Annotated in this window: 16 protein-coding genes and 1 pseudogene; 7 read left to right on the forward strand and 10 right to left on the reverse strand. The window is 69.3% G+C overall.

The window, feature by feature from the left end:
- Positions 1-26: 26 nt before the first annotated feature.
- The 3 genes from NA8_RS06070 to zapE all read right to left on the reverse strand — a co-directional run bounded on the left by NA8_RS06070 (position 27) and on the right by zapE (position 2662).
- The gene (locus tag NA8_RS06070; RefSeq protein WP_063049362.1) at positions 27-512 is read right to left on the reverse strand and encodes a hypothetical protein; all 486 of its coding nucleotides are present in this window, start codon (positions 510-512) and stop codon (positions 27-29) included.
- Between the two features lie 34 nt (positions 513-546).
- Complete coding sequence (locus NA8_RS06075; RefSeq protein WP_063049363.1) at positions 547-1467, reverse strand: DUF4129 domain-containing protein; 921 nt, start codon at positions 1465-1467, stop codon at positions 547-549.
- 178 nt (positions 1468-1645) lie between these two features.
- Positions 1646-2662 (reverse strand): cell division protein ZapE, encoded by a 1017-nt coding sequence (gene zapE / locus NA8_RS06080; protein WP_063049364.1) that lies wholly within the window; start codon positions 2660-2662, stop codon positions 1646-1648.
- Positions 2663-2724: 62 nt separating this feature from the next.
- Between zapE and NA8_RS06085 the strand changes: the two genes are divergently transcribed.
- Entirely contained in the window at positions 2725-3303 is a 579-nt protein-coding gene (locus NA8_RS06085) for a TetR/AcrR family transcriptional regulator (protein ID WP_063049457.1), read from the forward strand.
- Between the two features lie 10 nt (positions 3304-3313).
- On the opposite strand, the gene NA8_RS06090 is transcribed toward NA8_RS06085, so the two are convergent.
- The 7 genes from NA8_RS06090 to NA8_RS06120 form a co-directional block, all read right to left on the reverse strand.
- A complete protein-coding gene (locus NA8_RS06090) occupies positions 3314-3751 on the reverse strand; it encodes an NUDIX hydrolase (RefSeq protein ID WP_063049458.1) in 438 nt (145 codons plus the stop codon).
- Positions 3752-3864: 113 nt separating this feature from the next.
- Positions 3865-5043, reverse strand: coding sequence for a lipid-transfer protein (locus NA8_RS06095; RefSeq protein WP_063049365.1), 1179 nt, complete (start codon positions 5041-5043; stop codon positions 3865-3867).
- Positions 5036-5455 carry a MaoC family dehydratase gene (locus tag NA8_RS06100; protein WP_063049366.1) on the reverse strand — a complete coding sequence of 140 codons (420 nt, stop codon included), beginning with the start codon at positions 5453-5455 and terminating at the stop codon, positions 5036-5038. Before NA8_RS06100 ends, NA8_RS06095 begins: the two co-directional genes overlap by 8 nt.
- Entirely contained in the window at positions 5452-6387 is a 936-nt protein-coding gene (locus NA8_RS06105) for a bifunctional MaoC family dehydratase N-terminal/OB-fold nucleic acid binding domain-containing protein (RefSeq protein ID WP_063049459.1), read from the reverse strand. Before NA8_RS06105 ends, NA8_RS06100 begins: the two co-directional genes overlap by 4 nt.
- Before the next feature lie 18 nt (positions 6388-6405).
- On the reverse strand, positions 6406-7641 hold the full coding sequence (locus NA8_RS06110; RefSeq protein WP_063049367.1) for an acyl-CoA dehydrogenase family protein: 1236 nt from the start codon (positions 7639-7641) through the stop codon (positions 6406-6408).
- The gene (locus NA8_RS06115) at positions 7626-8690 is read right to left on the reverse strand and encodes an acyl-CoA dehydrogenase family protein (protein WP_063049368.1); all 1065 of its coding nucleotides are present in this window, start codon (positions 8688-8690) and stop codon (positions 7626-7628) included. Before NA8_RS06115 ends, NA8_RS06110 begins: the two co-directional genes overlap by 16 nt.
- A 22-nt stretch (positions 8691-8712) precedes the next feature.
- On the reverse strand, positions 8713-10818 hold the full coding sequence (locus NA8_RS06120) for an acyl-CoA dehydrogenase family protein (protein ID WP_439957366.1): 2106 nt from the start codon (positions 10816-10818) through the stop codon (positions 8713-8715).
- Positions 10819-11007: 189 nt separating this feature from the next.
- Here NA8_RS06120 and kstR point away from each other — a divergent pair, with 189 nt between their 5' ends.
- The 6 genes and pseudogenes from kstR (at position 11008) to NA8_RS06150 (ending at position 19109) form a co-directional block, all read left to right on the forward strand.
- Positions 11008-11658, forward strand: a complete 651-nt coding sequence (gene kstR / locus NA8_RS06125; RefSeq protein ID WP_040864563.1) for a cholesterol catabolism transcriptional regulator KstR — start codon at positions 11008-11010, stop codon at positions 11656-11658.
- A 256-nt stretch (positions 11659-11914) separates the two neighbouring features.
- Positions 11915-14488, forward strand: coding sequence for a trehalose-phosphatase (gene otsB / locus NA8_RS06130; protein WP_063049370.1), 2574 nt, complete (start codon positions 11915-11917; stop codon positions 14486-14488).
- A gap of 162 nt (positions 14489-14650) precedes the next feature.
- Entirely contained in the window at positions 14651-15535 is an 885-nt protein-coding gene (locus NA8_RS06135) for a metal ABC transporter solute-binding protein, Zn/Mn family (RefSeq protein WP_063049371.1), read from the forward strand.
- Positions 15532-16395, forward strand: a pseudogene (locus NA8_RS06140) (metal ABC transporter ATP-binding protein); the annotation flags it as partial. The gene NA8_RS06135 and the pseudogene NA8_RS06140, both read left to right, overlap by 4 nt.
- Positions 16396-16919: 524 nt before the next feature.
- Positions 16920-17756, forward strand: a complete 837-nt coding sequence (locus NA8_RS06145) for a metal ABC transporter permease (protein ID WP_439957370.1) — start codon at positions 16920-16922, stop codon at positions 17754-17756.
- A 180-nt stretch (positions 17757-17936) separates the two neighbouring features.
- The gene (locus tag NA8_RS06150) at positions 17937-19109 is read left to right on the forward strand and encodes an acyl-CoA dehydrogenase family protein (protein ID WP_063049373.1); all 1173 of its coding nucleotides are present in this window, start codon (positions 17937-17939) and stop codon (positions 19107-19109) included.
- Positions 19110-19164 lie beyond the last annotated feature (55 nt).

The raw sequence follows: 19164 nt of genomic DNA on the forward strand, positions 1-19164 counted from the left end.
TGTACCCGCACTTGCCTCAACCCATTTCACATTCTCTGCAGGCGGCTCAGGATCTCGTCCAGCGCCGCACGTCCCGGTGCCCTGCTGGTCTGATCACGAAGGGCCGAATTGGCCGGATCCACCCAGCGCCACAATTCGGGCCCGAATTGGTGGATTCCCGCGGCTTCGACCGCTCGGCGGTTCTTCGCCACTCGCTGGCCGCTGGAGAGTTCGAACTCCTTGGCCAGCAGCGGACGCAGGTGCCGGTCCCAATCGGCACGGCTGCCGTCCGCGCGGTCCGCGAGCATCTGTGCCCTGGCGTGCCAGCGTTGCAGCATCTCCGCCGGACCGTTCTCCATGTCCTCGACCTCGTCGTCCCCGGCCTCGGAGCGCTCGAACAGCGACCAGACCAGCCAGCCCAGCGCCACCGCCACCGGGATCCCGGCGACGATCAGCAGCAGCCCGCGGGCGCGCTCGACGGCGACCAGCTCGATCACCGCGACGACGATCACGCCGGTGATCACCACCCCCATCCGATTCACAGGACGTCCTTCCTCGCCCGGCCGGTCACGCGGGCACCTCCCCTTGCAGGTCGGCGAGCACGATGCGCAGCAACTGCTCGGCCCGCATGCGCTGCCATTCGAGCATGGCGTGCGGGCTGAACCTGGCCTCCTCGAACAGGGCGACCAGCTCGCGGGCGGACGCGTCGTGCAGCGCGCCGCGTTCGAACGCGCGGGCGAGCACTTCCATCGGGGTATCCGAGGCGAGCGGAGCAGCCGAGCGGTCGGAGGCGAGGCCGCGCTCCATCGCGACGTAACAAGCGATGATCGCGGTGCGCGGGTCCTGGCCCGGGGCGTTCATCGCGGCCAAGCCCATCTCCGCCGCACGGGCCAGCGAGTCCGCCACGGTGGGCGCCGCCGGAGCCACGGTCGCGACCGTGGGCGCGGGCTTGCGCCGCGACGACACCGCGACCACGACCAAACCGCTCATGGCCACCGTCACCAAGCCCGCCGCCGCGATTCCGGCCAGCACCAGCGCCGTCCCGGTCAGCTCCGCCGATCTCGGGTCGTATTCGGTGGGCGGCGCCGATGTCCCCGGCTCCGGGGCGGCCCCCGTGGTGGTGGCGGGCGCCGCCGGGCGCGCGGGCTCACTCGGCCTGCTCGCGCCGATGAAGTAGATCGCCGACGCCGCCGCGAGCAGCACCCCGAGCAGAGCGAGCGCGCCGAGCACCGCCAGGCCGGCCCGCCCGAGACGCCACTGCCTGCGCTCGTCCTCCCGTTCCGGCTCGGGCATGGCCAGCGGCAACCGGTGCTGACTGGCGATCACCCCCGCCAGCAGGATCACGATCGACACGCTGAGCAGCACCGGCATGAGCGCGACCGACAAAGCGGACGGTACGTGCCTGCGTGGCTCGGTTTCGGCAATTCCTGGGATGTATCCGTGCAGAGCGATGGCAGCAAAAGCCAGCAGCGTGATCAGGACGATCACGCGCGATATCGGCGCTCGCGCCCGGGCCACTGGCTACCACCAAATCTGAGTACTGCACAAAACAGCCACATAGTTACATGCCGGGCGGTCCGCTCGGGATGGAATGGAATACTTCGGAGTCCCTCCTCTTAAACCGCACCTGCGCGGGGAGTCGGCAGGCCCTCCGGAGCGGCGGCGACTACCGGGCGATATCGGTCGAGGACTGGGACAATTCACAAAGTCGGCTCGCCAAACGTGAGATATCCGGCACTTCCCGGACGCCCCGCACCAGCTCATCGAGCACCGAAGACGCGACGACAACGAGTTCACAATCGGTGTCGTAGAGAACGTCGACCACGTTGACGAAACGCATCGACCAGGCGGGCGGAACTTCGCGCAGCGGTGGTAGGTCTCGTATTTCCCAGCGCGGAAATCGTTGGGCCAGCGCAACATAATCCGCCGCGGATGTTGGGACACCGCACAATTCGGCGAAGTCGATGACGAGAGCGCCGCCGTCTACGGCAATGGCGCGCAATCTCCGTGTGCCGATGGAAATCTCGACCGGTGATTCATCGACGCGTAGTGCCGCATCGCGTTTCCAGACGCCAGTGGTCGTCGTCGACAGCGTCTTCCGAGCCGCCGGATCCACGAGGTATCGACCGGCGGCGAATCCGGTGCGGGAGCCACGGGAGCCCGAGGAGCGATAGTCGATCGCGCCGTCGACGGCCACCACGTCCATGCTCGCGATAATCCGCTCGATCGTCGGCACGAACCGGTTGTGGAACAGCGGATTCGGCAACAGCTCACCCGGCGGATAGTTCGAGGTCACCACCAGTGCGATACGGCGGGCGAACAGCGCGTCGAGCAGTCGCGCGATCAGCATCGCGTCGCCGATGTCATGCACGTGGAATTCGTCGAAGCAGACCAGCAAGGCATCGCCGAGCAGCGCGTCCACCCCGGCGTCGATCGAGCCGGACGCGTGCGCCGCGGCGTGCAGACCGGCGAAGAACTGGTGAAAGTGGTAGCGCCGCTTGCGTGCTGAGGCGACCTCGGCGAAGAACCGATTCATGAGCATGGTCTTGCCGCGACCGGGTCTGCCGTGGAGATAGACGCCGCGGCGCCGCCGGACCGGCCTGCCGCGCCGATCCACCAGTTCGCGCAATCGCGCCGCCGCCCGCGCCTGATCGGAATCCCACTGGATGATCTCGGGTTCCATGACACCTCCTGGTCCTCTACATTTGTAGAGGACCAGGCTGCGCCGCGGCAGGAAGGGTGATCATGTCCACAGGCGACCGGCGCGCGCTCCTCCTCGACACGGCTATCGAACTGATCGCGGCAAGGGGCCTGCGCGCGCTCACGCACCGCGCACTGGACGCGGAGCTGGGCCTGCCCACCGGATCGGCTTCCTACTACTTCCGCAGCAAACGCGCGCTCATCGAGGCCATCGTGGACCGGATCACCACCCGATCCCGCGACGATTTCGCCGCCGCCGCGCTCGCGCCGACCGGCGCTATGGCGCCGGAATCGATCGCCGTGGCCATCGCCGCCTGGCTGGACCGGCTACTGGCCCAGCGGCGCGCACACCTGATCGCCCGTCACGCTCTGCTCATCGATCTGCTGGACGATCGCGACCTGCATCCCCGGCTCGTGCGCAGCCTGTTCTCCACCGACCGTGCCCGAGACCTCTTCCGCGCGATGGGTGCGCCGGACCCTGACACCCGGGCGGACGACTTCGTCGCCGCCGTCGAGGGAGCCGTCTTCGACCGCTTCGCGGGCAACCGCACCGCCCTGCGCCCGAACACACCGGAAAGCGTGCGGCAGCTCGCCCGCATCCTCGCCGCACACCTGAGCGCGTGACCGCCGCCGCTCAGCGCGGCCAGCCCCGCTGACTGTAGGTCTCGCCGGTGAGGTAGCCGCGGATACCGGCGGCCGGATACGGGATGAGATCTTCCGGCAGCTTCGCGAGCGGAAACCACCGCAGTTCGTAGGACTTGCCGGGCTCGCGGTTGACCGGCTCTCCCACCCAGCGACGAGTCTCGAAGAACAACCCGATCCGGGCTTCTCGCCCGATATCGACGACATGCGCGGAATGGACGTGCCGCAGATCCGCCGGGTCGATCAGCACGCCGACCTCCTCGCCCGCCTCGCGGACCGCCGCGGCGAGCGCCGACTCCCCCGACTCGAGCTTCCCGGCGGGTAGGTGCCACAACCCGTCGAACTCGTCCGCGCTGCGCCGCCTGCTCAGCAACAACTCCGCGCCGCGCAGCAACAGCACATGCACGTCCACTACATGCCGGACCACCACCGGCCCCAACCTACGCGCCACCGCGATTCACCCGAGCGGTACCGACACTCGGTCAGCACTTCGCACCCGCCGGAGCGGGCGCGAAGCAAGACCCGAGTACGCGAAGCCGAGGATCAGCCGGTGGTGAGGACCAGGCCGGAGGTGGGGACGCCGGTCCCCGCGGTAACCACGATGTTGGTCAGATCGCACACCTGGTTGACCGAGGCGCCGCGAATCTGGCGCACGGCCTCGGCGATGCCGTTCATACCGTGGATGTACGCCTCACCGAGCTGGCCACCGTGGGTGTTGAGCGGCAGGCGGCCGCCGGCCTCGATGGCGCCGCCCGCGATGAAGTCCTTCGCCTCGCCCCGTCCGCAGAACCCGAGCTCCTCCAGTTGCATGAGGACGAACGGGGTGAAGTGGTCGTAGAGGATCGCGGCCTGCATGTCCTCCGGGCGCAGTCCGCTCTGCGCCCACAGCTGGTCACCGACCAGGCCCATCTCCGGAAGACCGGTCATGGCGTCGCGGTAGTAGCTGGTCATCACGTATTGGTCGGCTCCCGAGCCCTGGGCGGCAGCGGCGATCACAGCCGGAGGCTGCGGCAGATCGCGGGCCCGCTCGGCGCTGGTGACCACGATCGCGACGCCGCCGTCGGACTCCTGACAGCAGTCCAGCAGATGCAGCGGCTCGGCGATCCAGCGGGAATTCTGGTGCTCCTCCAGCGTGATCGGCTTGCCGTAGAAGAAGGCGGCCGGGTTCACCGCGGCATGCTTGCGGTCGGCCACGGCCACTCGGCCGAAGTCCTCGCTGGTGGCCCCGTAGACATGCATGTAGCGCCGGGCGACCATCGCGACCTGCGCGGCCGGCGTGCCGAGCCCCTGCGGGTAGGACCACCCCGCGTCGATCCCCGACGAGGTGGGCGCGGTGGCCAGCGCCGTGGAGAATTGCCCGAACCGCGACACCGACCGCTCGTTGAACGCCCGATAGGCCACCACCACATCGGCGATTCCGGTGGCCACCGCCATGGCGGCCTGCTGGATGGTCGCGCAGGCCGCGCCGCCGCCGTAGCCGATGTGGCTGAAGAACTTCAGCTGCGGAATGCCGACCACCCTGGCGACGGCGGCCTGGGTGTTGGTGTCCATGGTGAACGTGGTCAGGCCGTCCACGTCGGCGGGCGTCAGGCCCGCGTCGGCCAGCGCGGCGGTGACCGCCTCGGCGGCCAGGCGCAGTTCACTGCGGCCGGAGTCCTTGGAGAAGTCGGTGGCCCCGATGCCGACGATGGCGGCGCGGCCGGAAATGGTCTGTTCAGGCATCGGCCCTCCGCAACGCGATGACGGCCGTGGCCGTGATGTGGTCGCCGAGGCTGTCCTTGCCGACCACGTCGATGTGGATGTCGTCGCCCTCCAGCGCGGTCACCGTGCCGGTCAGCGTCAACGTGTCCCCGGCGTACAACGGCACGCCCAGGCGCAGCGCGATCGACTTGACGACGGCGCACGGGCCCGCCCAGTCGGTGACGAAACGCTGTACCAAACCGGTATCGGTCAGGATGTTGACGAAGATGTCCTTCGAGCCGCGGGCGACAGCCTTGTCCCGATCATGGTGCACGTCCTGGAAGTCTCTGGTGGCCAGGGCGGTGCTGATCACGAACGTGGGGTCGGCGTGGATCACCAACTCGGGCAGCACCGTGCCGACTGCCACGGCGTCCGGCTCCACGGCGGCAGTCATGAGACCACCTGCCAGACCGGCAGGCTCGCCTCGTCGTCGAGCTTCTCGAAGCCCACCTCGACCGGCAGGCCGACCCGCACCTCGGCGGGCTCGATCCCGCGCAGTTCACCGAGCATGCGCACGCCCTCCTCCAATTCGACCAGCGCCACCACGAACGGCAGCTGCCGTCCCGGCACCTTCGGCGCGTGGTGCACGACGTAACTGAACACGGTGCCGCGCCCGGAGGCGACGACGTAATCGGTCGGTTTCGACTTGTCCTGCCAGATGGCCGGAATGGGCGGATGCCGCAAGGATCCGTCCGGCAGCCGCTGGATGCGCAGCTCGCCCGCTTTCGTTCCCTCCCAGAAGAATTCGGTGTCCCAGGAGACCAGCGGCTTGACCCGCTCACCCGCGGCGGGTTTCGCCGCCGCGGTGCCGGGGGCGAATTTCAGCAACCGGAACAGCATCTCGGCGACCACCTCGTCACCGACCCGCCAACTGGTCCGGAAGGTGACGAACCATCCCTCGCCCAGCGCGGTGCGCTTCGGGCCGCGGATATCCGACAGGGTGCTGGTGACCGAGACCTGCTCGCCGACTTCGAGGTAGCGATGGTAGGTCTGCTGACAATCCGTGGCGACCACGGAGGTGTAACCCGCCGCGTCGAGCAGCTCGGTGGCCGCGCCCATCGGGTCGTCGGCGGGACGGGAACCATTGAGCCCGAACATGGTCCACACCTGGGCCATGGCGGGCGGCGCGACGATGCCGGGATGACCCGCCGCGCGCGCCGCCTGTTCGTCGACATAGATCGGATTGGCGTCGCCGAGCGCCTCGACCCAATTGTTGATCATCGGCTGGTTCACCGGATCACGCCCGAAACGGGGCGCGCACTCACCCGCCGCCCGAATGGCCTCGGCTGCGGCGATGATCGCTTCCGGAGTAGTGGTTTCCGGCACGCGCGGCTCCTTCACTCGTTATCGGGGTACTCGCGGCAACCGCAGTCCGGACGAGGCGACCAGCTCGCGCATCACCTCGTTGACGCCACCGCCGAAGGTGACCACGAGGTTCTGCTTGGTCCTGCGGTCCAGCCAGGTCAGCAGTTCGCCGGTGGCCGGGTCGGCCGGGTCGCCGTAGCGGCCGACGATCTCCTCGGCGAGCCTGCCCGCCTCCTGAAGCGATTCGGTGGAGTAGACCTTGGTGGCGGACGCGTCGGCGATCACCTGGGCCTGATCGCCGTCGCCGCCGGCGGGCGCGCCGGGGCCGGAGGCGGTAGCGGAGCGTGACCACGCAGGCCCCCGCGAACGCCGCCCATCAGACGCAGCGGCCACCTGCCAATTCAAGAGTTCGTTCAGCCGCACCATGGCGTGGATACGGCCCAGCACGCGCCGCACGTCCGGTTCGGCGAGCACACCGCGCGGTTGCGCCCAGTCGCGCACCCGGTCGTAGAGCTGCTCGATCTTGCCGGACGGACCCAGGCTCACCCGCTCGTGGTTGAGCTGCGTCGTGATCAGCTTCCAGCCTCGGTTCTCCTCGCCGACCAGCATGTTCGCCGGAACGCGCACATTGTCGAAATAGGTCGCGTTGGTGTGGTGCGCGCCGTCGCAGGTGATGATCGGCGTCCACGAGTAGCCGGGATCGGTGGTGTCCACGATCAGGATCGTGATGCCGCGGTGGCGTGACTCGGTCGAACCGGTGCGGCAGGCCAGCCAGACGAAGTCGGCCTCGTGCGCGCCCGTGGTGAAGATCTTCTGCCCGTTGACTATCCAGTCCCCGGACTCGTCGCGTACCGCCGACGTGCGCAGCGAGGCCAGGTCGGTGCCCGCCTCCGGCTCGGAGTAGCCGATCGCGAAATGGATGTCGCCGGAGAGGATCCCCGGCAGGAACCGCTGCTTCTGCTCGTCCGTGCCGAACTGCTGCAAGGTGGGGCCGACGGTCAGCAGCGTCACCAGCGGCAGCGGGACGTCGGCCCGGACCGCCTCGTTGAAGAAGATCTGCTGCTCGACCGGCCCGAAACCCTGGCCGCCGTATTCCTTGGGCCAGCCGACGCCGAGCCAACCGTCGCGCCCCATCCGGCGCACCACGGCGCGGTAGGCGTCGCCGTGCCGGTTCACCGCCATCTCGGCCTCCTCCTCGGGAGTCACGAGATCGGCGAAGTAGGCGCGCAGTTCGTCGCGCAGCCGGCGTTGCTCACTGGTCAGGTCGATGAACATCCGGCCCCCAATCGATCGAGCCGCAGCGACGCGCCGCCGAGCCAGCGGGCGATGTCCTTGGCTTGTGAGTAGTAGCGGTGCATCGGGTGGGTCACGTCCACGCCGAGGCCGCCGTGCAGGTGATGGCACTTCTGCATGGCCGCGGGCAGTTGTTCGGCGACGGTGTAGGCCAGCACCTCCAGGTCGTCGTCGGTGCGCTCGCGGTGCTCCTGGCTCGGGTCGTCCTGTGCGAGCGCCCAGTTCGCCGAGACCGCGGCCACGTGCAGGGTCCGCGAGACGACGTACAGGTCGGCGATCTGCTGGGCGACGGCCTGGAACTCGGCCAGCGGCCTGCCGAACTGGTGACGGGTGCGCAGATGTTCCGCGGTGAGCGTGATCGCACCCTTGAGCAACCCATCGGCTACCGATCCGATGGAAGCCAGCGCCAAACGGTGCAGCTCCGCCAGACCGTTCGACCACAACTGTTCGGCGGGTATCTCCACCTGGTCCAGCTGCACGGTGCATTCGGGGATGCCGCCGGAGACGGGCGTGGGCGTCAGGGTGAGCCCTTCGGCCTGCGCGTCGACGAGGGCGATCCCGGAACCGGTCGGCACAAGCAGCCAGCTCGCCTGCTCGGCGTAGGGCACGGCCACCTTGCGCCCGCTGATGCGCACGGTGTTCCCGCTGGTGACCGCGATGGTCTTCGGTTCGACGGTGAAAGGCGCCGCGGCTTCGCTCAGCGCTGCCGTGACCACCGTTCCCTTGGCGATGTCGGGCAGCACCCGCGCACCGACGCTCTCCGGCGCACTCGCCACCAGCGGCAGCACACCGAAGCCCAGCGTAGGCAGGGCCGGTACCGCGACCGCGTCCGTCGCCAGCTCGGTCAGTAGCGCCGCCACCTCGAGTAGCCCCATGCCGTCACCGCCGTGCCGCTCCGGTACCGCGACGACAAGCAGTCCGGAGTCGACCAATTTCGGCCACAGCTCGATATCGCGAGCGGTTTCCCGCTCCAGCAAACTCACGACGACTTCGGCCACCGCGTCCTGGCCCTCGTCCCTGGTGAAATCCACGTTTTCTCCCGGTTGTCGGCGACTAGCTGTTCACGTCGCGAGGCAGCCCGAGAATCCGCTCACCAGCCACGGTGAGCAAGATCTGCTCAGTTCCACCAGCGATCGATAGACAGCGCGTGAGCAGGAATTCCTTCACCACTTCGGAATCCTGCGCGCCGGAAGACCCTGCCGTCTCGACAGCGAATTCCGCGACCGCTTGGCGGTGGCGCACCCCGACCAATTTGCGCACACTACTTTGCGCCTCGGGGTCGCCCCCCACCAGCAACTTCACTGCGGCGCGTTGCTCGAGCAGAAGGCCGGCGACGGCCTCGGCGACGAATCCGCCGAGCCGGTCGTTCACCATTTCGGCACCGGGGCCGGTGGCCGGCGATTTCGCGATCAGCTCCTCGAGCACCGGACCGATCCCATTTCCGCCCATGGCGACCCGCTCGGTCGCCAGAGTGGAACGGGCGATTTTCCACCCATTGTTCAATGCGCCGACCACGCAATCGTCGGGCACGAACACGTCGTCGAGGAACACCTCACTGAAACGCGCCTCCCCGGTGATCTGCACCAGCGGCCGAACCTCGAGTCCGGCGCTGTGCATGTCGACCAAGAAGTAGGTGATGCCACGGTGTTTGGGCGCATCCGGATCTGTACGCGCCAAGCAGATCGCCCAATTCGCCTTGTCGCCCAGCGAGGTCCACACCTTCTGACCGCGCAGCACCCAGCCGCCGTCCGCCTTCTTCGCGGTGGTGCGCAACGCCGCCAGGTCGGAGCCCGCTTCGGGTTCGCTGAACAGCTGGCACCAGACCACCTCGCCGCGCAAGGTCGGCCAGGCGAAGCGCTCGATCTGCTCCGGGGTCCCGTGTTGCAACAGCGTCGGAATCGCCCAGCCGCCGATGGCCAGGTCCGGCGCGGTGAGCCCGGCGCGGCGCAGCTCCTCGGAGATCACCAGACCGGTCATCGGGTCCGCTGCGCGTCCATACGGCCGCGGCCAATGCGGCATGACCAGACCCGCCTCGACCAATGCGTCGCGCTGCCGATCGGCGGGCAGCGCGGCGATCCGCGCGACTTCCGCGGCCAGCTCATGGGCGCTGTCGCCGTCCACGGCCACGCCCTCCTCGGCGAAGACCCGGTCGGCCCCGGTAGTGCGCCGCAGGCCCTGACGGGTCAACTCGGTGACCCGGGCCCGCCAGCGCGCCGAGCCGCCGAGCAGTTGCCGCAGCGCCGTCGCCCGGCGCAGGTACAGATGCGCGTCGTGCTCCCAGGTGAAGCCGATACCGCCGAGCACCTGGATGCAGTCCTTGGCGGTCTCGACCGCGGCGTCCAGGGCGATCGCGGCCGCGATGGCGGCGGCGATCGGCAGCTCGGCGCCGCCGTCGTCCACGGCGGCCGCGGTGTCGGCCGCTACGGCGCGGATGAGCTCGGTGCGGCACAGCATCCAGGCACAGATGTGCTTGACCGCCTGGAACGAACCGATCTTGCGACCGAACTGCTCGCGCACCTTGGCGTACTCGACCGCGGTCTCCAGGCACCAGCCCGCGAGGCCGGACAGTTCGGCGGCGACCAGCGCGACCAGCAGATCCCCGGCGGCGTACGGCGCGACGAACACGTGTTCGGCGGGCACGCGCAGATCGGCGCAGTGCACCCGGGCCAGCGGCGTGCTCGGATCCAGCGGCGCGAGCGACTCCACTCGCAGGCCGACGGCGTCGGGCTGGACCAGGCACCACCGCTGCCCCTGCGGCTGATCGATCGGCAGCAGGACGGCGGTGCCGGGTGCGGCGCCGAGCACGGAATCCCAGGTACCCGTGAGCAACACGCCGTCGCTTGCCGCGGGTACGCTCACCGTCGAACCGACGACGAAGTCGAGCGCGACCCCGCAGGGCAGGTCCTCGTCGAGCCGGCCCGCGGTGATCAGATTGGCCAAAGCCGTTGCGAGCACGGGGCCGCCGACCAGGTCGTGGGCCGCCTGCTCCACCAGCACGGCCAGATCGGCGACCGACCCGCCCGCACCGCCCGCGTCCTCGGCCACCGCGACCCGGAAGATCCCGATCTCGGCCAGCGCGGGCCAGTAGGCGCGCCAGAAGTCGGCCGCGCCGGTCCGCATTGTTGCAATTGGACGGACCGACGCCGCCCATCCGCGCATCGACTCCTGAACGGCTTTATGCTCGTCAGTGGTGGCGATGGTCACACTCCATACCGCCTTTCCGGCGTGACTCCCACACCTAGAACATGTTCTAATATCCTAGCCGGGCGGAAGTCAAGAGACCATCCCGCCGCGGCGACACCGCGCACGCAGCCGACGAAACGACGTTTCCGGAAAGGACTTTCATCAATGGCCAGTCCGTCCCGATCGCAGCCAGCCGACTCGAGCGCGGCCCGGCCCGCGGCCACGGTCACCACGCTCAGCGAGGACGAGCTGAGTTCGGCGGCGCAGCGTGAACGGCGCAAGCGGATCCTGGACGCGACCCTGGCACTCGCGTCCAAAGGCGGTTACGACGCGGTCCAGATGCGCGCGGTGGCCGAGCGCGCCGACGTCGCCGTGGGCACGCTGTACCGCTACTTCCCGTCCAAGGTGCACCTGCTGGTCTCGGCGCTGTCGCGCGAATTCGAGCAGATCGAGGGCAAACGCAAGCCGCTTGCCGGGCAGTCCCCGCAGGAGCGCATGCACCTGCTGCTCACCCAGATCACCCGGATGATGCAGCGCGACCCGCTGCTCACCGAGGCCATGACCCGGGCGTTCATGTTCGCGGACGCCTCCGCCGCCGCCGAGGTGGACCGCGTGGGCAAGGTGATGGACCGCGTCTTCGCGCGGGCCATGAACGACGGCGAGCCCACCGAACGGCAGCTGGCCATCGCGCGGGTGATCAGCGATGTGTGGTTGTCGAACCTGGTCGCTTGGCTGACTCGGCGCGCCTCGGCCACCGACGTCACCGAACGTCTCGAACTGACCGTCGACCTCCTGCTCGGCGAACGCAACCAGTAAGCTCTGTCGGGATCTCTCAGCGCACATCGAGCGAATTCGGCCCCGGCCACCCGCCGGGTCCGAACACCTCCCCTGTGCTGGGACGAAGCTCACCCGCTCCGATCCCGTCGCCGTTAGCTGGGCAGATCTACCGGACACCGGTTCAGCACCTGCGTTATCGTGCGCACGCGGACCGGCGCGCTTCTGTGCGGCAAATTCAACACAGTATTGTTTTGCCCGCCCCCTGAAAAAATCCTCCGATCACTAGGTTGGATGCGTGAGCGCACAGGATCTGCCACTGGAACTTCGCCGTGCACTGTCGACGGTCGCGCGCGTGCCACGGCTGCTGGTCGCATCGGACTACGACGGGACACTCGCGCCCATCGTGTCCGACCCGACCAAAGCCTTTCCCCATCGGGAATCGGTGAGCGCGTTACGAGCCCTCGCCGGCCTGACCGGGACCACGGCCGCCGTGATCTCCGGTCGCGCGCTGCGAGATCTCGCGGCGCTGTCCCGACTGCCCGTCGAGGTGCAACTGATCGGCAGCCACGGCTCGGAATTCGACGTGGGCTTCGTGCACGCGATCGACAGCGACGCCAAGCATCTGCTCCAAGAGGTGCAGACCGCGCTGAGCCAGGTCGCCTCGGACAATCCGGGCGTCACCGTGGAGGTCAAGCCGGCCAGCGTGGCGTTGCACGTGCGCAACGCCAGCCCGGAGATCGGCCATCGCGCGCTGTCGCAGGTCCGGCTCGGTCCGGCGTGCTGGTTCGGCGTGCAGGTCACGGAGGGCAAGCAGGTCATCGAGCTGGCTGTGGTGCAGACCGACAAGGGCACCGCACTGGACACCGTCCGGCATCAGGCGGGGGCCTCGGCCGCGGTGTTCTTCGGCGACGACGTCACCGACGAGAAGGCGTTCCGGGTGCTGTCGGGTCCCGACGTCGGCATCAAGGTCGGCGAGGGCGAGAGCCTCGCCAAGTTCCGCGTGGATAGCACCGAGGCCGTCGCCTGGGCGCTGGCCTACCTGCTGGAGGAGCGCCGCACCTGGCTGGCGGGCGCGAGCGCGCCGCGCATCGAGCGGCTGACCATGCTGGCCAGTCCGCGCTCGGTCGCGCTGCTCACCCCGGACGCCACGGTCACCTGGTTCTGCCACCCGGAACCGGATTCCGCCGCGGTGTTCGCCCACTTGCTCGGCGGCCCGCAGGGCGGTCACTTCACCATCGAGCCCGAGCGCCCGGGCCTGCCGCTCTCGCAGCGCTACGTCGACGGCACGATGACCGTCGAAACCCGTTGGGCGAAATTGCAAGTCACCGACTACCTGCCGCACGACGTGGCGTCCAACCGCACCGACCTCACCCGGGTGATCACCGGCGACGCGAAGGCGGTGGTCACCTTCGCCCCCCGGCCGGAGTTCGGCCAGGTGCCGGTGAACCTCGAGGCACAGGAGGGCGGGCTGCAGGTGCACGGCACCAACGATCCGATCGTGCTGCGCTCCCCCGGCGTGCGGTGGGAGATCGTCTCGGACGGGACCCACGAGTCGGCACGGGCCGTGGTCGACCCGTCGAAGGGCCCGATCGTGCTCGAACTACGTTGTGGCACATCCGATCTCGATCCCGCCGCCGTGGGTGAGACGGAGCGGCGACGGGAGGCGGAGCGGTACTGGTCGGAGTGGGCCTCGAAACTCACGCTGCCGCCGCTGAAGCCCGACCTGATGAAGCGTTCCGCGTTGACCCTGCGCGGCCTGGTGCACGCCCCGTCCGGTTCGATCCTCGCGGCCGCGACCACCTCGCTGCCGGAGGACATCGGCGGCGTGCGCAACTGGGACTACCGCTACTGCTGGCTGCGCGACGCGGCACTCACCGCGCAGGCACTGGTCTCGCTCGGCTCGATCGCCGAGGCCGAGGACTACCTCGGCTGGGTGCACCGGGTGCTGGAGACGTTGCCCGGCCCCGAGCGCCTGCACCCGCTGTACACGCTCTACGGCGAGACGCTGCCGCCGGAGGCCTCGATCGACCAGCTGCCCGGCTACGCGGGTTCGCGCCCGGTGCGCGTCGGCAACGCGGCCAACATGCAGGTGCAGCTGGACGTCTTCGGCCCGATCGTGGACCTCATCGCCGCCCTGGCGCACGCCAGGGAGCTGCGGGGCGTCACCGCTCCGGCGGATGTGCTGCCCGACGCCGACTGGGAACTGGTGTGCGCCATGGTCGAGGCGGTGCAGCGGCGCTGGCAGGAGCCCGACCACGGCATCTGGGAGATCCGCGGCAACCCGCGCCACCACGTGTACTCGAAGGTGATGGGCTGGCTGACCGTCGATCGGGCGCTGACCCTGGCGCAGAAATTCGACCGCGAGATCGACCCGGCCTGGCCGGTGCTGCGCGACACCATCGCCGACGAGGTGAAAGCGAAGGGCTGGAACGACGAGGTGCAGTCCTACACCGCGGCCTACGACGGCACCGACCTGGACGCGGCGACCCTGCACATCGGGTTGAGCGGCCTGATCGACCCGTCCGACCCGCGCTTCGCGGCGACCGTCGTGGCGACCGAGGCCGAGCTGCGCAGCGGATCGACCGTGTACCGGTACCACCACGACGACGGCCTGCCCGGCGGCGAGGGCGGCTTCCACCTGTGCGCGGCCTGGCTGGTCGAGGCGTACCTGTTGATCGGGAAGCGCTCCGACGCCGAGGCGCTGTTCGCCCAGCTGGTCGACGTCGCGGGCCCGACGGGGCTGCTCAGCGAGGAGTACGACCCGGTGGCCGAACGCTCGCTGGGTAACCACCCGCAGGCGTACAGCCATCTCGGCCTGTTGCGCTGTGCGCAGCTGCTCGGCCAGCCGGTGGAGGCCGCGCTGGTCTGACCCGCGCATCGCGCCGAGGGCCCGCGAACGAGGAATCGTTCACGGGCCCTTCGCATTTCGCCTTTTTCGCGGGCTTCGCATCCTAGCCTGCGACGATCCCTGCTAGAGTTAAACGGGAACGATTTCCATTATGATCTAGAGCACTGCCAGGAGTACCCCCACGTGAGAACCGGATTTGCCATCACCTGCGCGGGCATCGCCGTGGGGGTCGCCTCCGCCCTGACGCTGACCGCCTGCGGCGGCTCGACCGACGACGGACGGCCGTCCGTCGTAGCCTCCACCGATGTGTGGGGCGATATCGCCGCCGCCATCGCGGGTCCCGACGCCGCCGTCCGGTCGCTGATCACCGATCCGTCCGCCGACCCGCACTCGCACGAGACCTCCGCCGTCGAGTCGGCCGAACTCAGCGATGCCGACCTCGTGGTCTACAACGGCGGCGGCTACGACGAGTTCGCCGAGAAGGCGGTGGCGGGCACGAACAAGCGCACAGTGGACGCGTTCGCCTCGCGGGTGGACCAGAGCGACGAGAACGAGCACGTCTGGTACGACGTGCGTACCGTCGGCGTGGTCGCCCACCGGATCGCCGCCCAGCTCGGCGAACTGGATCCGGACAAGGCCGCGGCCTACGCCGAGCGCGCGACGGCGTTCGAGAACAGGCTCGCGGCGGTCACCGCCATCACCGGCAAACTCGCCGCCGAGCACCCGAGAACTCCGGTGTTGCAGACCGAGCCCCTCGCGCACTACCTCGTGGCCGCCGCCGGCGCGGACGACCTGACTCCGCACGAGTTCCAGGAAGCCGTCGAGCAGGAGACCGACCCGGCCCCCGCCGCCGTCGCGGCGACCCAGGACCTGCTCACCGGCAAGCGAGTACGCGCCCTGATCTACAACGTGCAGACCGAGGACAAGATCACCAAGGACCTGCGCGGCACCGCGCAGAACGCGGGCGTCGCCGTCGTCGAGGTGACCGAGACCCTGCCCGAGGACGTGGATTACATTCAGTGGCAGACGAAGAACGCGCAGGCGCTGGCCGCCGCGCTGGGCAGATGAACGAGGGAGCCGCGCTGACCGAGCACACCGCCGAGGTGCAGCGGCGGCGATCGAACATCGGCGACGACTCGGCCGCGGTGCGGCTGGAGGCCGCCCGCTTGTCGTTCGGGGACCGAACCCTTTGGGAGGGGCTGGATCTCACCGTCGCCCGGGGTGAATTCGTCGCGGTGCTCGGACCGAACGGCTCGGGCAAGACCTCGCTGCTGAAAGTATTGCTGGGGCAGGTCGGCCTGAGCTCCGGCACAGCCCGGATCGCGGGCTCTCCCGCGCGTACCGGCAACCCCGACATCGGCTATGTGCCGCAACAGAAGACGATCGATGCCGGGGTGCAGTTGCGCGGCGTCGACCTCGTCGGACTCGGCGTCGACGGGCATCGCTGGGGACTCGGTCTTCGCTCCCGCGCCGAGCGCAAACGCAAGGTGGCCGCGGCCGTCGCCGACGTCGGGGCGGAGCACTTCGCCCACGCGCCGCTGGAATCCATGTCCGGCGGCGAGCAGCAGCGCCTGCGGGTGGCGCAGGCGCTGGTCGGTGATCCGAAGGTGCTGCTGTGCGACGAGCCCTTGCTCAGCCTCGACCTGGCCAACCAGCGACTGGTCGCCGAACTGATCGATCGCCGTCGGCGCACCCACGACACCGCGGTGCTTTTCGTGACGCACGAGATCAATCCGATCCTGCCCTTGGTGGACCGGGTGCTGTATCTGGTCGACGGTCGGTTCCGGATCGGGACGCCGGAGGAAGTGATGACCTCGTCGGTGCTGTCGGAGCTGTACCGCACCCAGGTGGATGTACTGCGGGTCCGCGGGCGTCTGGTGGTCGTCGGCACCGGCGACACCATGGACGCGCTGGGCACCGCGGGCGGTCACTGTCACGGACCGGCGGGCGACGAGTTCGCGCCCGGCGGCGCCGCGCAGGATGGATCGGCGGCGGCGAGCGAAGCGAACGACTCGACGAAGACCGGCCACGCGGACTCGGCCGACTCGCAAGCCGGCGAACCGGCCGACCGATCGTCGACAGCCCACCCGGTGACGAACGGGGCCACACCGGCCGAGCGAATCCCGGCGGCTGCTTCGGCGAACGGCAACGCGACCGCCCGCGCCGCGGCACCGGAGGACGCGGCGCCAACCCCCGCGATCACCGACAACGGCAAGCAAACAGCCTCGGCAGCGCATGCGCCGGTGGAGCTCGCGGATGGCGGCCACCCCGCCACAGGCGACTCGGCGGCCGGCCGCACCATTCCCGGCAACGGCAAGAGTTCGGTCGCTGCGTCCTCGGCACCTCCCGTGCCACCGGACCTCGTGGACGGAAACGGCGACCGGTCGGCCGCCGACCCGGACGAGAGTGGAGTGCGCTCGTGACCGACAAACTGTCCAGCGTCCTCGGCAAGATGCTGGACTTCGGCACCACGGCGAACCTGCTGTCCTACGGATTCGTCCAGCAGGCGCTGCTCGCCGCGGCCCTGCTCGGGCTGCTGTCCGGAGTGATCGGCCCGTTGATCATCAGCAGACAGATGTCGTTCGCCGTGCACGGCACCAGCGAGCTGTCGTTGACCGGGGCCGCCGCCGCGCTGCTGGCCGGTGTCGGGGTCGGCCTGGGGGCCATCGCGGGGTCGGTGGTCGCGGCGGTGCTGTTCGGCCTGCTCGGCGCCCGTGCGCGCGAGCGCGATTCGGTGATCGCGGTGGTGCTTTCGTTCGGTCTGGGTCTCTCGGTGCTCTTCCTGTGGCTGGGGCCCGATCGCGCGGGATCGAAGTTCTCGCTGCTGACCGGCCAGGTGGTCAGCGTCGGCAACAACGGTCTCGGCCTGCTCGCCGTCTGCACCGCCGGGGTGATCGCGGTGCTCGCGTTCGTCTACCGGCCGCTGCTGTTCGCCAGTTCCGATCCGGAGGTAGCGGTGGCGCGCGGTGTTCCGGTGCGGGCGCTGTCCATCGTGTTCGCCGTGCTGCTCGGCATTACGGCGGCGTTCGGCGTACAGATCGTCGGGGCGCTGCTGGTCCTCGCCCTGCTGATCACTCCGGCCGCCGCGGCCGCCCAGCTCACCGCGGACCCGATCCGGGCGACGGTGCTCGCCGTGCTGTTCGCGGAGATCGCCGCCGTGGGCGGCATCCTGCTCTCGCTCGCGCCGGGCGTACCCGTCTCCACCTTCGTCACCACCATCTCGTTCCTGATCTACCTCGCTTGCCGCCTGCTCGGCACCCGCGACCGCAGGCTCGCCCGCGCCCGCTGAGCGGCCGAGGCCCCGCGCCTGTCGCTGCGCGGACCGGCCGCTGAACAGGCGCGGCGTCGAGCTGCCTCGGCGAGCCGCGCTTCCGCGAGGAGAACATCTTTGATGGCAGCCGCCTTCAGTCATTCCGGGGCGCTTTCGTATGCTCGAGGCACCGCGCCCCCGAACGAATGGTGACCAACGATGATCGACTTCGCGATTCCCGCCGACCTCGCCGCCGAACGCGACCGAGTACGCCGATTCGTCATCGACAAGATCGTCCCGTACGAGCGGGACCCGCGCCTGACCGCGCACGGCCCGACCGATGAGCTGCGGCAGGAACTCGTCGAACTGGCCCGTGCCGAGAAGTTGCTCACCGTGCAGGCGCCGGAGTCGCTCGGCGGGCGCGGACTGACCCACATCGAGCAGGCGGTGATCTACGAGGCGGCGGGCTGGTCCACGCTCGGCCCGGTCGCGATGAACTGCGCGGCGCCCGACGAGGGCAACATGTTCCTGCTGTCCAAGGTGGCCGACCCCGATCAAGTCCAGCGTTTCCTTGCCCCCGTGGTCGCGGGCCACCAGCGTTCGGTCTTCGCCATGACCGAGCCCGACGGGGCAGGCTCCGACCCGGCTCAGCTGTCCACCGCGGCCATTTTCGACGGGGAGAACTTCACCATCAACGGCCGCAAGTGGCTGATCACGGGTGCGAACGGCGCGAAGACATGGATCATCATGGCGCGGCTCGCCGCCAACCCGCACTTGCCCGAGGGCCCCACGCTGTTCCTGGCCGACGGCGACGAGCCCGGCATCGTCATCGAACGCACGATGAACACAATGGACCGTAATTACGTCGCCGGGCACGGGGTGGTTCGCTTCGACAACCTGGTCCTGCCCAGGGAGGCACTGCTCGGCGAGGCGGGCCAGGCGCTGCGCTACGCCCAGCTCCGGCTCGCCCCGGCCCGTCTGACCCATTGCATGCGGTGGCTCGGCGCCGCCGAACGCGCCCAGAGCATCGCGGTCGAGCACGCACGCACCCGCACCGCGTTCGGCAAGCCGATCGGCGAACACGAGGGCGTGTCGTTCATGCTGGCGGACAACGAGATCGCGCTGCACCAGTGCAGGCTGACCATCTGGCACGCGTGCTGGCTGATGGACAACGGCGAGAAGGCGCGGCACGAGAGCTCGATCGCGAAGTCGTTCGTGTCCGAGGAGCTGTTCAAGGTCGCCGACCGGTGCGTGCAGGTGCTCGGCGGCATCGGCATCAGCGACGAGACCGTGGTCGAGATGATCTTCCGGGACATGCGTGCCTTCCGGCTCTACGACGGCCCGACCGAGGTGCACAAGTACGCCATCGGGCGCAAGGTGCTGCGCGGATAGCCGAGGACATTCGGCCCCGGGTCAGCTCCGCGTCCGTCGGCTAACATCCTGTGGC

Source organism: Nocardia arthritidis NBRC 100137, assembly GCF_001612765.1.
GTDB classification, from domain to species: Bacteria; Actinomycetota; Actinomycetes; order Mycobacteriales; family Mycobacteriaceae; genus Nocardia; species Nocardia arthritidis.

Bases quoted from the DNA above. Each gene is read 5' to 3' on its own strand.
- NA8_RS06070 (WP_063049362.1), bottom strand. From the start codon at position 512: ATGGGGGTGGTGATCACCGGCGTGATCGTCGTCGCGGTGATCGAGCTG.
- zapE (WP_063049364.1), bottom strand. From the start codon at position 2,662: ATGGAACCCGAGATCATCCAGTGGGATTCCGATCAGGCGCGGGCGGCG.
- NA8_RS06085 (WP_063049457.1), top strand. From the start codon at position 2,725: ATGTCCACAGGCGACCGGCGCGCGCTCCTCCTCGACACGGCTATCGAA.
- NA8_RS06095 (WP_063049365.1), bottom strand. From the start codon at position 5,043: ATGCCTGAACAGACCATTTCCGGCCGCGCCGCCATCGTCGGCATCGGG.
- NA8_RS06100 (WP_063049366.1), bottom strand. From the start codon at position 5,455: ATGACTGCCGCCGTGGAGCCGGACGCCGTGGCAGTCGGCACGGTGCTG.
- NA8_RS06110 (WP_063049367.1), bottom strand. From the start codon at position 7,641: ATGTTCATCGACCTGACCAGTGAGCAACGCCGGCTGCGCGACGAACTG.
- NA8_RS06120 (WP_439957366.1), bottom strand. From the start codon at position 10,818: ATGCGCGGATGGGCGGCGTCGGTCCGTCCAATTGCAACAATGCGGACC.
- kstR (WP_040864563.1), top strand. From the start codon at position 11,008: ATGGCCAGTCCGTCCCGATCGCAGCCAGCCGACTCGAGCGCGGCCCGG.
- NA8_RS06145 (WP_439957370.1), top strand. From the start codon at position 16,920: ATGCTGGACTTCGGCACCACGGCGAACCTGCTGTCCTACGGATTCGTC.
- NA8_RS06150 (WP_063049373.1), top strand. From the start codon at position 17,937: ATGATCGACTTCGCGATTCCCGCCGACCTCGCCGCCGAACGCGACCGA.